At 35.1% G+C, this 17,434-nt stretch carries 10 protein-coding genes and 1 pseudogene; 5 read left to right on the top strand and 6 right to left on the bottom strand.

From position 1 onward, the window contains the following. Positions 1–3,874: 3,874 nt before the first annotated feature. Both OPR57_RS05920 and OPR57_RS05915 read right to left on the bottom strand, forming a co-directional pair. Positions 3,875–4,216, bottom strand: a pseudogene (locus OPR57_RS05920) (OTU domain-containing protein); the annotation flags it as partial. A gap of 406 nt (positions 4,217–4,622) precedes the next feature. Then, positions 4,623–5,870: a hypothetical protein gene (locus tag OPR57_RS05915; protein ID WP_265036266.1), complete on the bottom strand. Its 1,248-nt coding sequence runs from the start codon at positions 5,868–5,870 to the stop codon at positions 4,623–4,625. Between the two features lie 739 nt (positions 5,871–6,609). Between OPR57_RS05915 and OPR57_RS05910 the strand changes: the two genes are divergently transcribed. From OPR57_RS05910 to OPR57_RS05890, 5 genes are all read left to right on the top strand, one after another. Continuing rightward, a complete protein-coding gene (locus OPR57_RS05910) occupies positions 6,610–7,965 on the top strand; it encodes a hypothetical protein (RefSeq protein WP_265036265.1) in 1,356 nt (451 codons plus the stop codon). Between the two features lie 9 nt (positions 7,966–7,974). Continuing rightward, positions 7,975–8,226, top strand: coding sequence for a hypothetical protein (locus OPR57_RS05905; RefSeq protein WP_265036264.1), 252 nt, complete (start codon positions 7,975–7,977; stop codon positions 8,224–8,226). Between the two features lie 113 nt (positions 8,227–8,339). Continuing rightward, positions 8,340–10,238, top strand: coding sequence for a hypothetical protein (locus tag OPR57_RS05900; RefSeq protein WP_265036263.1), 1,899 nt, complete (start codon positions 8,340–8,342; stop codon positions 10,236–10,238). A 387-nt stretch (positions 10,239–10,625) separates the two neighbouring features. Continuing rightward, complete coding sequence (locus tag OPR57_RS05895; protein ID WP_265036262.1) at positions 10,626–12,584, top strand: ankyrin repeat domain-containing protein; 1,959 nt, start codon at positions 10,626–10,628, stop codon at positions 12,582–12,584. Between the two features lie 601 nt (positions 12,585–13,185). Next, positions 13,186–13,905, top strand: a complete 720-nt coding sequence (locus tag OPR57_RS05890; protein ID WP_265036261.1) for a BON domain-containing protein — start codon at positions 13,186–13,188, stop codon at positions 13,903–13,905. A 263-nt stretch (positions 13,906–14,168) separates the two neighbouring features. Here OPR57_RS05890 and OPR57_RS05885 read toward each other — a convergent pair whose 3' ends face one another. The 4 genes from OPR57_RS05885 to OPR57_RS05870 are packed head-to-tail and all read right to left on the bottom strand — an operon-like array spanning position 14,169 to position 17,300. Further along, entirely contained in the window at positions 14,169–15,644 is a 1,476-nt protein-coding gene (locus OPR57_RS05885; protein WP_265036260.1) for a recombinase family protein, read from the bottom strand. A 2-nt stretch (positions 15,645–15,646) separates the two neighbouring features. Further along, a complete protein-coding gene (locus OPR57_RS05880; RefSeq protein WP_265036259.1) occupies positions 15,647–16,078 on the bottom strand; it encodes a DUF2924 domain-containing protein in 432 nt (143 codons plus the stop codon). A 4-nt stretch (positions 16,079–16,082) separates the two neighbouring features. Then, entirely contained in the window at positions 16,083–16,547 is a 465-nt protein-coding gene (locus tag OPR57_RS05875) for an ankyrin repeat domain-containing protein (protein ID WP_265036258.1), read from the bottom strand. A 33-nt stretch (positions 16,548–16,580) separates the two neighbouring features. Further along, positions 16,581–17,300, bottom strand: a complete 720-nt coding sequence (locus OPR57_RS05870) for an ankyrin repeat domain-containing protein (protein ID WP_265036257.1) — start codon at positions 17,298–17,300, stop codon at positions 16,581–16,583. Positions 17,301–17,434 lie beyond the last annotated feature (134 nt).

Raw genomic sequence — 17,434 nt, 5'->3', positions numbered from 1 at the left:
TTGTACCATTTTGCATTCTTCTTCTATCAGCAATAACCATTGTATTTTCACAGTGATGCACAGCTGTTGGAACTGATTTTTTAATACCTTTTTCATAAATTTCGCTAGTGACTTGTGGTAAGCAAATCATCGTAGCATTTTGAATTGGGTCAGGTATAACACGTGAAAGGTTTGTTGTATCAGCATCTGTTCTATTCATTAGAATCTTTCCATACCCTGCATGAAGAGATGGCGTGTCGCTATCCACCCCAAAACCAACTCCATAGGCAACTACATCATTAGGGCTATCACTTAAAGCTTTCCAGGCTCTTTTAGCTTGACTATTAACCATATTATTTCTGGCTGCAAGGTGTTCCAGATCATATGGCATAGATGAAAGTAAAAGCGTATGCAAAAAGATATCGAAATTCTCACCATGAGTTGTATCATACTTCTTTTCATACTCTATAATATTGCTAATACCACTATAAACTCCATGAGTTACCATGAGTCCAAATCCAACTCCAATACCAACTCTAGGCAGACTAGCTGCTGTAAGAGTAACACCAGAAACAAATGACACACCAGAAAAGGCTATAGAAGCTATATTATCCCTTATTTCTTTCTCTCCACATGGATTATCACTATTCTCCCTTTTTTTACAATCAATAAGATTATTTGCTGATATGCCTATATCAATAATATCAAATACACCAGCTGCAGCCCCTGCCACACCTTTTGCTACTGTACTTCCAAATTTTACTCCTGCAACTTGAACAGCAAATTTTGTCTGCCTACCTAAAGTACCTGGTATAATTCTTCCTACAACCCTTCCAGCTGATGTTACAACTTTTGGAGCAGTTTTAACCATCACATTCTCAATTGGTTGAGATACAAAAGACCATCCTATTCCGCCTAAATTTAATCCACAATCTGTTGCTGTTCCATCCTTGCAAGATACAATAGCACCATGAATTCCTCTTATTAATTGTATTCCACCTGCAGCATTCATTAATCTGCTTTTTAATTTCGGGTTTTTTGTTAAATCACTGTTTTGCTGTAAAACGTCACCATATAAATCCTTGATACGCTCATTCTGAATATAGCGCTCATACCCTTGGTCTCCAATCACTTTATCAACTAAATATTTATAGTCACCCTCAATATTTTTGTTTCCAATAAACTCTATTAGCTGAGCATTTTTCCCTTCATCTTGACTGCTTTTAACATAAGTTAGGAACTTTTCACTATCAATTATAACCTTACCTACATTATTTTTATCTACCCTTCCTTTACTAAACTTTTCCACATCATCCTTTGAAAATAAACATTTAATACTTCTCTTCTTTCTATTGCTTTGCTTTGCACAGCCATTAAGATTTAACTTATTCAAAGATTGTGTTGCTTCACCAGTAGGCAGCATATGAACTGAACTATGAACTACTTCAACAGGAATAAATCCTTCCTTGGTTGTCCTACTTGTTAAAATAAGTTTATTCGGATTATTAGATCCTTTATCAAAAACAACACCGATAAATTTTACCTCATCACCATCTGTAAGTGTTTTATAGGTAACACCTTCTTTGTATTCTTCATTTATTTGATCATTTGCTTCCCTCAATAAAGCTTGAGCTCCTTTGCCCTGCCTTGATGTCTTAAGTTCCAACCCTACTGGTGTGTACTCCTCAGCATTTCCACCTTGAGCCACAAACTTAATACCATGAACTAGCATGTCAATACGTTCTCCTCTACCAGTTTGAAACTCAGTTAAAACTAACGCTCTAGTTTCTGGTGATTCTTGTAATTTTAGGTCGCTATAATAACTAAACACTCCATTCAATATTCCTTGGAAATGAGCTTCTTTATTAACGAGACTCTTAAAAGGAAAGATTCCTTCTCCAATTTTTTCTAATAATCTACTATATCCTCTTATTGATAAGGATTGGATATCTAGTGCTTTATCAAATGTTTCTTTTAACTCATTAGGATAAGTAACTTCTTTAAAAGTACCTTGAAATCTATTATCTCCGTTGTTGTACTCTTGTAAAGAATTGTATTTTTCAGCCCAAATAGTAAGATATCTTTTAAAATCTGACTTGTATCTAGTATCAAAATTAAGACTTAATTCGATTATTTCCCTATTCCCTATTTCTCTATTTAATCTATCAAGAGGAAGAACTTCATTCAGCCCGTTCAAAACATCTTTTCTGTTAGCTTCAACAATATTCATCACATAAACCAACTTCTCTGTATTTTCTGGGATGAGCACCATTGTTACAACTGCATGGCTTGCATCAAGGTTAGCTGACAGTCTTTCTCTGGCTCTTTTAGCTGCTGGACGTCCAAGCTCACGAAGATTAGGATGCACTTCAGTAGGTATATTATCTCCATAGATAAAAATGTATTTTTTAAAACCAGTTTTTAAATCTTCAACTCTATTTAGCAATAGTGATTGCCCCAGTAAAAACCTGCTAAAATAATGATTATCTCCCTTCTCCGGTGTACCAGGAAACGTATGATAAATACGTTCTAGATTATCTTTCACCTGTCCCTTTAATTCTATTGTTCCAATCCTTTGCGTATCCCAGTCATCAGCAGATTTTAGCATATCTTGAAAAAGAGGAATTATTCTTTCCCTACGATTCGATACCCTAACGTCAGAGATAGGAGATGGATTATCAAGATTGACACCAACACATAAAATGTCATCTGCAGTGGTTAGAACTCGCTGAATATTTGGTTGAAAGCCTTGTGCATACTTTTCTGCTTGCTGCAAAGCCTTATCTGGAGTAGCATTAGAACCTGCTCCCGCTTTTAATTCAATAATAATGGGAATAGAATCCAATGCACGATCAGGACCACGAGCCAGCAAGATAATATCTGCATAACCCCTTCCTGCAAATTGCTCTGGGTAAACTCTAAGATTATACCTATAGTGGAAATTCATGAAAACGCCTACCATAAATCCATGATGTGATGCTTCACGGGCACTATTATCATAGACTACTGATCCTACATACTCAGAATGAACGTTATTAATTTTTTCAAGAACTTTTTTTAAAGACCTGCTAACTGTTTGCGCATCAGAATCAGATAGCTTCGCTATATCACCTTCCGGATTATTCCATATTCCTTTTTCTATTTCATGAAATTCCTTGCTAGTAGCAGAATCAAGTATCTCTTTAGCTTCCATATTAACAAAAATATCACCCTTTCCTTTATAGATCTGTACTAATCTAGATTTTATTCTATCTTGAATTTCATTCTTAATATTTAGGATCTCATTCTCAACATCCCGATCTCTAATCTTACTCCTATCTATATTCTTTCTTAATATGTTCTCCAACTCATTAACGGTAAACTGATGGCCACGCTTACCTTCTGAAATGGAAAATAAATCTATATTATTAATAGCATCTTCAGCATTTCCAATTTGACCATTTTTAACAATAGCTACTTTTAAAGTTTTTGAAGTATCAAAACTAAAATAAATCTTTTTAATATTTAACTTTTCTGCAATTTTTGTATCTAGCAAAGTAGAAAAGCTCCCTAGGAAGAAGTGTGTAAAAAATCCTGCTTTTTCTACAGAGTGTAAATAAGATGGAATCTGATCCACAAATGACTGAAATCTCGGTTCAAAAGATTTAAAATCCTCATCTTGCCGGCTTATACCAACTTCTTTACTTGCTTCCTCTATCAATAACTGTATTAACTCAAAGTCTTGTGGTCTTACTTTACCCATGACTCTTTTTAAGCCTTTTGCAAGCTCTTTATCATTATCAATAATATTCCTTTCAAGACCAAAATTATAATGGTTTCGTTTACCTGGTGCACCAACATGAAATAACTGTATTTGAGTATTTCCATTACCATATTGAGTTTCAACCTCACCAGAAACACTAATCGTTGCGCTAAGCATTCCACTCATTGCTCTTATTTCAGGTTCACCTCCCCAAGTATCAGGGTTCCTCATGTTTTCCAAGTAACGCTCAAAATCACCTTCAACAAAATCTCTGAACTCATTTCTATAAGAACTTATGTGATCAACTACTCGATTACGAAATACGTTTCTTACTAAATTTGCAAATGTATCATCATAATTCGCAGCACCTAAATTCCGAACCAAACCTCTAATATGATCTAAATTTTGGGTTACAGTTCCATCATTTCCAAATAGTACTTCATACCTTTGTCGAAATAAAGCATCGTCGTTTCTGACGGGTATTAAGTAAGCCATAGTAACAGACCAAAATAAGCAACTACCGTCTCCTGGAACATCGATTCTCTTAACCTGACTTCCACTTTCGGAATCAACATCAGATCTACGATAACGCTTAAGTTGATAAAATTCTTTAGCTTGCTCTATATATTGTATTTGATCCGATAATTCGGTAATCTTTGAATTAACGCCTTCTTTTTTTAGGTGATCTGTTAGATATTGTGTCTTAAACATAAAGCCCGCTTCATTACATTATACCAAACCCACTATTTATTATCAGAGATATCAACAATACAAGCTATTTTTACCCGCATACTAACTTGGATATATAACATTTGTATTATAATGCAACGCCTTTTTGACAGAAGCTAAAGTAGTAACAAGAGAAACCATCACCTGTTTTATAGAATTGCCTTATAATACCTTAATTGCCCAACCCTAATTGCTCACATGCTTTGCTTAATTTAACCTCAGTTAAGCTAGTAAACCCTTCAGCTGTAGACTTACCGTATGATAAAAATTTATTTAATGAATCAATATCTCTTTGCTCTAACACAGATCGTATATACTCCGCTTGCCTAGAATCCATAAATTCTTTAATTTGATCAGAATTAGCCTTATCTAATATTGCCCATACCGGTTCCATGTAATTTTGATTTACCCAAGGTACTAATAAACTTGTAACAAGAAAGCAAGATCTATTACAAACTTCTTCCTTCAGCACATAAGTACGATGGCTATCAAATCCCTCCTTTCTCCACATATGCATAAAAAGCTTTGCACCTTCACCAGCATAATATGAGCTGTTTTCTGTTTTTATATAGTGTAGCCAGACAAGATATTTATCTTCTGAAACATTACTTGGTTTCAAATAGTCAAACAATGCTTGAAATTGATCAAAGCGAAGTGCACCCTGTAGCGTGTTTAGACTACCATAATAACCATTTTCAGCTAAGTCTCTTTTTAGAAGTTCTGGATATTTATCAGGACTTATTTGACTAAAACAAAACTCGAATATTTCAGGATAACTATTACAACGGTTCCCTGCTACATATACTGCTGTCTTCATCAAGATTTCATCCTTTTTCTGTTCGCTCATCTCACTTTCAGGTAATGATTTTATTTTATTCCAGAAGAATTCCACTGCCTGCTCTTGCTTAAGACTCACAGCACATTTAAGCCCGTACTCATATGGATGACAGCCATCTAAATTTAGTTTAGAGATGTAACCACTAACAAAATGTGACCAAAACTGCGCTAAAAGACCAGATCCGCAACACCTAACTAAGTGCTCATACTCCAATAGACTACTCTTACCTTGAGCTGATAATTCCTCTTTTCTTTCCTCAAACAAAGCAATAATATCTTCTTCTAGACAGCAACGACAGGCAATGGCATACTTATCAAAGAGATTACCTGAATCTGGCGCAATTAACTTTTTGCCTACGACTTGCCTATCAAGCTTAACTCCATGTAAATTGTCTACTTTTTTCCAACAATCCTCACTAGACAATACCTGTGCAAGAAAATTACGTCCTTTTTTGCCACTTTTTTGGTGCAGATGCCAATTTGCATAGCACCAGCGTTCAATTTGAAAAAGCTTAGATGCTCTATAAGGATCATCCTCTTTAATAGACGACAATAAAACTTTTGGAATATCTGAACGTAGCATGATCACCTCTTTATGAATGGAAAAAAATGGAAACTGTTACGTCTAACATACACTATAGTAACTTGATGCCATTTCAAGCAAGATATCACGTTTTTAGGTTTTGTCAATCCTCAATTTGAAAATTTTTTTTAGACTTGAATAACTCTCAACAAAAGCCTCTTAATATGAGAGATACATGACGTTTTGTTTATTTTAAATTCTGTTTTTTATAAGTTTATCTTAATACTTATTGTCAAATGAATTACTATTAATTTAATATTATATATTGCTAATGAATTAAATAATATAACCATTTCTACCACTCAAAACCAAGGGCGGTGAGAAGTGTTTTTCTTGGGATGGCATGGTCTACCATGTGTACCATACGAACTTTTTTATATGGTAACTATATTATACGCTAAAATCAGCTATATTGGCTCACTTTCGCTAAGCCCACGTACGAACTGATTTGCCTAACTTTGCTGCAAAAACTTTATACTTTTATTTTTACAACCCTATTTTTACATGGCTTGTTCTCACAAATATGCGATCTATTTTTCTCTTTTTGAAGAAAGTAAACATTTAAAATTTTTATGACACTTACGTGTATGATATTTCCTGTAAATTCCAATAGAATTTTTGTATCTGTTCAATATAGAAAATGTTCTTCATAAAGTTCTTTTGTCCTTGATAATTTTAGTGTTGCTATTTAATTCTAACTTTTGCATAATACTTTGAATATTTTTGTATAGGGGGTACAATGCCAAAAAAAATGGAGCGTCATGTTACAGTGCTTAATAAGTTAAAGAGTGTTATTCAACATACAGATTCCAAGGTCATGGCTGAAAGGCGTTCAGCTATTGAAAGATGGGTAAAAACTTACATTAGGCAGGTAGAATATCTTAAAGATGATAAGCTACAATTCTTATATAACATATTTCGCGATGAAAGTTGTTGGTCAGGTACAAGATTGAACAATACAATCTTAGGACAGAGGTTTACTGAAGAAAAAATAGGCGAAATAAAGAACCCTCTTCCTAGATATGATATGGCATGTCGATACTGCGTGATAGATAAAATTCCTTTGCTCTTTCAGGAGCAGTTTGAATCTTACAAAAGTAGCTTCTCTTCTGAAGAGATAGATGATGATGGTAAGCCTGCAACTAGCAACAACAAATATGTAAAGAGTGAATTGTTGGGTTATATGAAGAGTCAAGACCCTGTATTTAGCTTTTGGGTTGATAAAAAATCTGGAGAATTTAAGAGGCATGTCAGTGCAACAGAAGGATTCAAGAAAGCTATAGCACTTAAGTGGAGCGAAGGAGTAGAATATTTTTATAGTCTTCTAAATGAAAGAGAAAGAGAAATTACTGATGCAGTTACTATATTATCCTCTGTTCAATGCGACCATAATGGCGCTGTTACTTTAGACTTTTGTCTTAGTAAAATGAGTGATCAAGCAAAAAATAAGCTATTTAAAGATTCTGAGCTGTCGAAAAAAGATAAAGTAGTATACTCTCTTTTTAGCGCGTTGATACATCAAGGTTTTTTTGATGCGATGCAAGCTATACTTCCAATGTTTAAAGATAAAATACTGGAGGATAAGATACTTTCACCTAGGAGTTATACTCTTCTTCTTTCCTCACTTTCGGACATGATGCTCGAAAATTCTGAGTTAACTCTTCAAGCTAGGGAGGCTATAATGAACCTTATAAAGTGTGGTAATTTCAATAATCATGAGGGGCGTGAGGAAAAAGCTGCGGTATTTTTTTCTAATGGAAGGGTTCCGATCAAGCGTGCGCTTGCGGGATTGATTGTCGATTGGCAACTTGGTTGTACAAAAAAGGAAGAGGTGTTAAAGGTACTACAATTTGCCAAAGAGTTTTGTGCAGTTGAAAGTTTTATGTATTTTAAAAAATCTGTTGTTGATAACCTAAAAATGGTTGGTAGGGAAGGTATGAGAAAAAATACAGACTATGGTAAATTAGCAGAAAAGTTGTTTGCTGAATTAGATAAGACCTTGCCTAGTGGAAGAGGTGATGTTGGTGGAGCTGGTAACCCATATTCCTTATTAGAGGCCCCTGGTGTTAGTGGTTTACCTGTTCGTAGTAAGTAGGAGTATTTTATGCATGGAGTACTTAGAAATTTGATGGATGGAGAATGCGATAGGTTTATAGAAAAGTTTGAGTATTTTCTAGATTCATGTCCATCTTTTTTGCATTCGGTTGGTAAGGATCGTTTCTTTCCTGCATTCTTTTTTGCCATGTTTGCCACTGCGTTTGATTCCGGTACTGTAGACAATAACGAAAGGATTTTTTCCGTTTTGATAATGACCCAAATGGCTCTGGAAGAGGAAATCTCAAGGTTGCTGTTCTAAATAATAAAAGAGATAGACAAGGGCGCAGAATTGTAAGATGCTTTACTATTTCTGATAGAGAAAACAGTTACGGCTCAAGATTTAGTGAGGTAGAGAGACAGCAGGTAGAAGATATGCTACATGGGGAGTTAAACTGGCAAGAGTATAAAACATTCGTATGGGCAGATAATCTAGGGGAAGATGAAGAAGAGGAAGCAATAAGGTGTAGGCTGTTTCCCGAAAGAGAAGCATTTACTGGAAACCATGCATCCTATCTCATTCCTAGGCATAGCTTTCTGGAAATTACCAGAACACCTGGACTGCAAAATAATTATTTACCGGATTTGATGAATCAGTTAGAAAGTGATGATGCAGATGATGTACACGACACTACTGAGGAAGTGTTTCAGCATATTATTAGTGTCTACGATAGATATAATCAGGCATTGGACTTCTATGGTAGAGAGTCTGACTATCATGGTTTTGTGTCTGGTATTTTGATGCATTTTAGATATCGCAATGCAGCCAATATTTACCTTGAGCTGTTTGTAGGTGGTGGATATGTAGATATTACTTCTATTGTACGTGGTACACGGAGGTTAATTAATTCTGTTCCCTGTGTAACTGAATTTAAAGCAGGCAGAAGAGCAGATAGGAATGCTGGCCGTGCATTAGAGCAGGCTGGAAATTATGTTAATGGATGTCCCGTTTCATCCATGTCTATTCCAACATTATCACCAAGAGCTGTCTGCGCTGGAGTGAATTTCGATTTTGGTAACCAAGGACGTTTACAGCTTGGTGTGAGGGCTTTTTTAGCAAAAGGTTCTTCTTTAATGGAAAGATTATTTGAACCTGTAGAGGATGAGGAGATTGGAGAAAATGTTAGGGATTATCTACTTCATCCAGCCTTTGGTGTACCTGCTGTACCAGGTATTAGGAATAGGGGTGGTATTAACGCTAGAGATAGAAGAATATTTCTCTATACAAGTGGATTTGCTTTCGCAAGTATTGCATTTGCAAAAGGAACTGTGCCAATAGAAGGAAATCGTGCAGTAGTAGATAAGCGCTTGTTTCACTATGACGGTAATGCAAAAATGTTAGATGAGCAAGGACACAATACACAAGTAAATATTGGAGATCGTGCTTTGACTATGGTTTTGCATGTATCACGAGGTAGAGACCAGAAGGAGGAGGTGATCGTATTTCATGTTCGCCACGTATTGGCTAATCAACTTTTTCCGGACAATGGATTGGATCTATCGCGTTGGCCGAATGCTATGGTAGATGAGGTGGTGTGTAATTTGACTATAAATAGAAGGACAAGAGGAGTAAATGATAACCTTGGTTTAACTGTTAATGTAGAAACATTTGACTCGCCTGCTGACTACCTGCTTGATAGAGGTAATCAGCCTTTTCAAGGTGAGCTTTTACGAATAGGTGGCGTTAGTAATGTGCATCGCGCTGCAAATGTAATGATGAATACTGGCTGGGAAAATGAAGATCCAGACAGTCATGAACGGTTTTACCAAGCAATTTCCAACGTGCTAAATCCACCCCATCCAAATAATGCAGGACTCCAATCGTTAGCATGGGTAGTGAACAGAGATAATGCTAGAGAAGCTGGGTTTCATGCTGCATTGCATGGATTATTTTACACTTGCGATAATCCTGCTAGGGTAGTTAGTGAATTTCAGGTTGGAGGAGGAGGAAAGTTAGACTTAGTATTGTCACGAGCTATAGGAAGGAGGGGAGGTACTCATCCAATTGGAACAGAGCTAAAGTTTGCTGCCACTGAAGCAGACATACAAAATAGAAAAGAAAAAGCAGATGAGCAGGTGGAGGGTTATCTGCAGAGTAGAGGATTTGATCGCATTACTGATGGAAATAAAATGGTTTTCTCGTATGCCATATTTAATGATCAAGCGCCAGCACCAGCACAAAATGCCTCAAATACCCTTATATCAGTTAGTAATGTTCTACGCATAAAAGATAACTTAGGAATTGACACTGTCGACGACTTTCCTTATAGATAAAATGGGATTATTGAGAGTTTAATTGTCTGTCATAGATAGCAGGTTTATAGTTAAAACTGGTTGAAAGTGTTATATTGGTTGCTTCATTTTCTAACCTGATCAGCTTTATTGAATAGTGGTTGGCGAAGTTTATAGAAGCGTCAAGTTGAAGTTGGTATGGAAGGAAAGAGACTATAAATTCTGGTATGTTGGCTGCTTAGCACTCTAAATCAAGGTTGCAAGTTTATTATCCTATCAGGCTTCTTTATTAGGTTAAAAGAAAGTTTATGTAAACGTCTGAACTTACTACAGAAACTAAAACATTGCAAAAAATATTATGTTCAAATCAGCTTGACTTATAGTATATATCGTGCATAATATACTTATTTATCTAGCATAGGGTTAATTATGGGTGAGATTAAAGAGCTTGTAGGACATTTTATAGAACCTACCGATCGACAAAGTGGTCAAATAAATGAGCAGGAGCCGAAATGGAAACCAAGCACTGGGCAAATGTGGTCAAGCATGGATGAACAGGAATCAGACACAACTCAATTACCAATAAGTAGTAAGGATGACTACTATGAACTCATCAAACACAGTTTATTGTGGATTGATATGAACTTAATGGGTGATACAAGTGATTGGAGCTTGTTGCAAAAAGAATGGGTGATTAAAGCGTATCAATCAGAATTAACAACGAATCAGAAGAGGTTAATTCAAAAGTTGTTTACTATTATTAATAGTTTTGATAGCCGTGATACTTCAACACTCCAACAATTTTTACAGCAAAATAAGGGCAATCCAGATCTAAAAACTGTTCTCAATCTTCAAGTAGGGGCATCAGAGTTAGCACTGCTACATATACTTCCAACAATCCCAGAATTAAATTCATTTGATCGTCGTACTTTAATGGATTATCTCTTAAAAGCAGGAGCTGACCCAAACATACAAAGTTATGAGGGAAAAACACCTCTACATTACTATGCTGCTACTTATCCTGTTGAAAAGGAATATGTGGATCTTCTTGTAAGCTATGGAGCTGATTTGAATATAAAGGACAATAATGGAAAAACTCCCCTACAAATTGCAATTGATAAAGGTACTTTGGATATTGCAGAATGCTTCTTTACTTCAGAGCAAAAGAAATTTTATGAAGAATTAAACAAGCTGATTGTAGATACATCTAAATTTGAGAATGGTTCTTTCCAATACAACGTTCAAGGTGTTGAGGACCTAAAAAAGTTTTTGAATGAACATAAAAACAACGAAGATTTAAAGATGATTTTGAGTATTAGGGATGAAGAAAATAATTTCGAAATACTCAAAGATTCTATGTATACTGAAGTGATAAATTTGCTATTGGCAGCTGCATTGGAAGTGATGGTAACTTGGCAAGAGGAAAATTATGTACCACACCAATGTTTATTGGATATTTATTTACCGGATCAACTGAGACAGCTCAATAAGTTTGTAAGTGAAATATCGAAAACCGCAAATATAGTTGAATTACAGAAGGTTATTGATAAGGCTGTCATGTCTGGAGTAAGATTAAATGCTAAAGATCAAGGTCAGTATTTTATGGATTACATACTAGAAAGAACTGATCAACTAGAAGAAAACTATGGAGTTGCTAGTAATATAGTATGTGCATTAATATCAAAAGGAGCAAGGATAAGTACATGGGACAGTTTAGACGTTATTTCTAAAATAGAAAGAGGGTTTAAAGATCACAAAGCTAATATGATAAAAGCTCATGAACAGTATTTAAATTGTACCCAGGAATTCCTGAAAATCGCAAAAAATGCGACCAACGGCAAGTTAAATTGTGCAAAAATGGATAACGCTGCTTTTTACTTAGAATATTCAAAGGACAGTACAATAGATGTTGCACAGATTACAGATGGAACAAGGGATTTAGGACTAACCCACGGAAATGTAAAGTGTGGAAGAAATATAGTAAAGATCGGTAATAGTGAAGTAGAAATTAAAATTGAAGATGGTATAAGGAATTACACAAATCTTACAGAAGGTAGTAGTATAGCATTAACTTTTTACACTAGCTTGGGAGAATTAAAAGTTGAATTATGTCCTCATGAGGCAAATGAAAATTTGATAAAAGTAGAAGTGAGTGATGAAGGTCTACTGGATGAGATAGAAAGTTATAATGAAGAAATAGGACAAAATTGCTTATTGGGAGGTTTATCAGTTATTGAAGCTATAAACCAAGGTGTTTTTGTTAGATCTGGTAGATTAATGCGTCCTGAAGTAATAAGCGAATCCAATAAGCAGAAGGGTTCATGGGTAAAACGTATAGATGAAAATTCAAGAAGAGTTTCTGACTCTAGGGGAGAAATTCCTAGGTAAATTATGCAGCTAACCACTTTTGCATCTAGAGTGATTATGCTTTAGTATATAATCAAGTGTCAGTTTCTGTAACACTGTTCTAACCCCAACTATGAATTAGATTTTAGCTAAGTTGTTGAAAATCATTGCTTTTTTAGTTAAATTTGATCAAATTTAAAAGTAGCGTATGCATCATGCGGCTAAACTATTGAATTTTACTGAACTGATAGATGGTTTTTAGAACTCAAATTTAGGTGCCCATTAATTTTTCTATACACACATACTAAAATTATAAGCTATTGATATTTATCCTCTTTTTTTATCTCTAATCCAAGTTGGGGTCTGAAGTGTTTTTCTATTTGGCCTTTCACTTAAATCTGTTGGATATTTTTTCTCATCTCTTACCTCAATATTCTTTCTTTAATATACCACCTATTTCTTGGTTTATGGACAACCTCTTACTGTTGGTCAAAGGCATTCATCACTTGTTTTAGAAATTTGATTCATCATTTTCATGACAAAAACGTCTTCTCTACTTTTGCTGGTAATGTCATCAAAAAATAAATTAAATTATTACGAAAAATTTGCTTGACAAACAATCATTTAGTTGAGATATTATAAGATGCCCTGTTTCTTACCTACGTTAAGGCTTGGAGCTGAGGTTTTTCATAAATTTGGAGGCTCTATGGTAACAACTGGTGAATTATATACGAACGTTATGGACAAATTACGATTTGAACCAGGTATTGATGAATCAAATATAACTATTTCAATTAAGGACAATAGTGTAGTCATATTGGGTGGTAAAGTCAAAAGCTATGCTGAAAAATGCTTAGCTGAAAAAGCAGTACAAAAACTTAAACAAATTAAAGGTATAGCTAATGAGTTAGAAGTGGATCTTACACCAGACTACAAGAGAAATGATGATGACATAGTCCAAGCTGCCCTTACTACTTTGAAGTGGAGTGTGTTTGTCCCGCATCAACAAATTAAAGTAACTTTGGAAAATGGACATTTAACTTTAACTGGTGATGTTGAGTATTATTATCAGAAAGAATATGCAGGAAAAGCTGTACAACATCTATACGGAGTGACATATTTTACCAATGATATAAAAGTAAAACCTAGTGTTGATGCAGTAGAGGTGAAAGATAAAATTACTAAGGAGTTTGAGCGTAATGCGCGCATAGATGCAAATAATGTTCAAGTAGAGGTTGATGGTAGTAAAGTGACTCTCAAAGGTAAAATAAGAAATTTTGATGAACGTAAAGAAGCAAGAACTGCTTCATGGGCTGTCCCTGGTGTCACTAGTGTAGTAGATAATATGGTTACTCATCGCTAATGTTTACGGGGTAGAGATTAGTTACTTTAATTTTTGCCCCAGAGTTTTTTTAATTAGATATTATGAAAAATTCACAAAATGGTTTATTATGATCCCCATTGCCATTCAATAAAAGAATGTATGCTGCAAATATATAGTTACATGCTATTTGGACTGTTGTTGTCTAGTATAGTTTCTATATTAACAATTTTGTCTAAAATTGTAATAAATATACGTGTGATTAATAGAGGTTATTGTAACTGACTTGTCAGATTCAGTCTTATTTAATACACATAAAATTTCTTCAACTGCTCACTCCACAACACCGGTATTTCCCTCAAGTCAGCTAACTTCAAACTCCTTGGCTGCCTCCCATTTACTATGTCTTCTTTAATTTTTGGTGCTAAATAATTTAACCTTAAAATTTGTTGTATACGTCTTGTACCTATATTAATTTTAATGCTCAGCTCTTTCACACTTCTATATTTTCCTTCTTCTAGTTGACGTTTCCACAGGTGGGCTCTTACCACTGCTTTGAGTAACGCATTGTTTGTTTTACCTTCTGGCTCTACTACTGTGCATTTGTTTCCTTTCTTTTTTATTGGTATAAATTCTGCCTTATCCTCTGAACTCACCTCTATTCCATCTTCTTTTACCATTACTCCCTTTATTAACTTTTTCACTACTTCTTTCTGTTTTCCAAAACTTAAATTTTTCCACTCTTCTCCCCATTTTTCATATAAATCTTCTACTCTCTTCATCACTTCTTTTTCCACTTCTCCTGCTACTACTGTTCGATTTATCGATTCACAATTTTTTCCTCTTAAATGGTTATTACATATATAATATCGGTACCTTTTATTCTCTTTTTTTGAGTATGTTAGCGTCATATTTACACTGCAGCTCTTGCACTTAATTATTCCCTTTAGCAGCGCTTCCTCATATTTTGCTTTTCTATATGGTTGATTCCTTATCAATTCCTGTGCTTTTTGCCATTTTTCTTCCTCTATTATTGCTTCATGCTTTCCCTCATACTCTTTTTCATAATGTTTGATTTTTCCCATATATACTGGATTTGTTATTATTCTTCTCACCGTTGCCTTTTTAAAGATATCTGATTTCCCTTTCGTACGGTACCCTTCTCTGTTTAACTCCCTTGCCAACCCTGATATTGACTTCAGCTCCACATATCTTTCAAATATATGCTTTACTGTTTTTGCTTCTTTTTCATTTATTTTTAATTCTTTATCTTTTACATCATACCCAAGCGGTAAAGTTCCACCCATCCATAGACCTTGTTCTTTTGATGTTGCTATTTTGTTTTTTACTCTCTCTACTATCATTTCTCTTTCTAGCTGTGCTGCTCCTGATAACACTGTTTGTACAAATTTTCCCATTGGCGTATTATTGTCAAATATCTGCGTTACTGCTACAAAATTTACTCGATGTCTTCTAAAAAATGATGTTACTGCAATGCTGTCTTTTGTTTCCCTTGATAGCCTATCCAGAGTATATACCACTACACAATCTACTTCTCCTGCCTTTACATCTTCAAATAATTCCTTTATCGCTGGTCTTTCTAAATTTTTCCCTGAATAGCCACCATCATCGTACCTTTTTGCCAATGGTACCCAGCCTTCTCTGCTCTTTATGTACTTTTCACATGCTACTCGCTGGGCATCAAGACTGTTAAACTTTTGTTCTAGACCGTCTTCATTTGATTTTCTCGTATATATCGCACATCTTACTTCTTTTAGCATTTTCAACTTCCATTTTTATCACGCAAACCAAATAGGAGCGGCCCGTTGTAACTCATTCCCATTATTTTTCCTGCCACTGCTGATAATGACGTATAAAACTCTTCTCTGTAGATCAAACCCTTATCTGTTACCATTACCGCGTGAGTCTCTTCCCCTCTCTCTAATATTAGCTCTGTTCCCTCTACTGGGAGTTTATCGCTACTTATTCTTTTTCCTTTCTCTAGCCGATCTGCCAGATACTCTAGTCTTTTTGTCCCCTTTCTTGACATTTCTCCATACGCTTTTTCCTGCATTCTATAAGCTAATCTCGGTATCAGATATTTCTTTGAGTATCTAGGCGCTTCTTCCCAAAATACCTTTTTCCATATTTTTTTCAGTTCTTCCAATGGTTTGTTCCCTAAATTTCCTACTTTCTTTTCTGTTTCTTCCTCCATATCTTTAGCCTCTCATAAATAACTTTTCAATTCTGTCTGTTTCTTTCTTCAATACTTCAGTTACTTCTTTACTGTTTTTCGCATAATCCATCGCTGTCATTCCAAATTTATCTGCTTGCTCTATTTCTGCTCCTGCTTCCACTAACTCTTTTACTATTTCCACTTTCCCCACCATACATGCAAGGTGCAATGGAGTGCATTTACTTCCATATTCTTCCGCATTTACATTCCCTACTGACTTTATCAATTCTCTCACGGTTTCTAGGCGTTTCTCCGTTACCGCTAGGTGCAGTGCTGTGTGTCCTTCTACATCTGCTGCATTCACATTCGCTCCTTTTTCAACTAATAATCTCACTGTTTTTGCGTCTACTGCATAATGCAAAACTGTTCTTCCCTTTTCGTCTCTTTCATAAATATTTTTAAACGAGTTCTCTAATAGTGACTCCTCTTTTTTACCGAGCTTTACCATAACTTACCCCACCTTTTCTTTAAATTTAAATCCCTAAGCCTTTCTTCTCACCCCCTCATCTATCATTTCGTTCACTTTGCTCATTATCTTGCTTGCTAAATTTTGACATTCTTTCTTTATTAGTGATTTGTCTCTCTTCCTTATTTCTCCTATCTCTATTATTTTTAGCTCCGGCATGTAGCTTCCATTCAACATGTCTGCTATTTCTCCCACTATCCCCTCTATTCCATAGCACGTCAGTTCTCTACTTTTTGTTATTCCACCTTTTTCTTTCAGAAATTTACTCGCCTTTTCACTCTCTTTGCTATCACATAGACGATACTTTTCACTTTCCCAAATGTAATACATTGGTGTTGCACCATACTTATTCAGTTGATTAACTTCAGCTCCTGCCTTTACTAGCTCTTTTATTATTTCAATTCCTGCTCCTCCTATTTTGCACGCAGAGTGCAGTGGCGTACATCCAGTGACATATTGAGTAGCATTTACTTCTGCTCCAGACCTTAGCAGCACTTTTACATTTTCTAAACTTTTTGCAAATACTGCACAGTGTAGTGGCGTATAACCATTTTTATCTCTTGCATTAACCTCTGCTCCTTTTTTTATTAATAATCTCACTGTTTTGTAATCAGAGATTTCTACTGCTTGGTGTAATATCGTCTCTCCTTCTTCATTTCTTTTATTAATGTTTTTAAACCCGTTACTTGATACTTCTTTAAAAAACTTACTAAAAGATTCTTTGCTAAACTTCATACTTACCTCACAAAATTAGCTTTTCCAGCGCCAGACAAATTTCTTATATTTACCTGCTGCTATTCAAGTCATGTCCGTTTTAGCATAAGAAAGCAAGTCCTTTTCTTTTTATTTCATATATTTTAACCTATTAT

The sequence above is a fragment of the Wolbachia endosymbiont (group A) of Anomoia purmunda genome (assembly GCF_947251545.1).
Taxonomy (GTDB): Bacteria; Pseudomonadota; Alphaproteobacteria; order Rickettsiales; family Anaplasmataceae; genus Wolbachia.
This window is presented reverse-complemented; position numbering and strand designations above follow the sequence as displayed.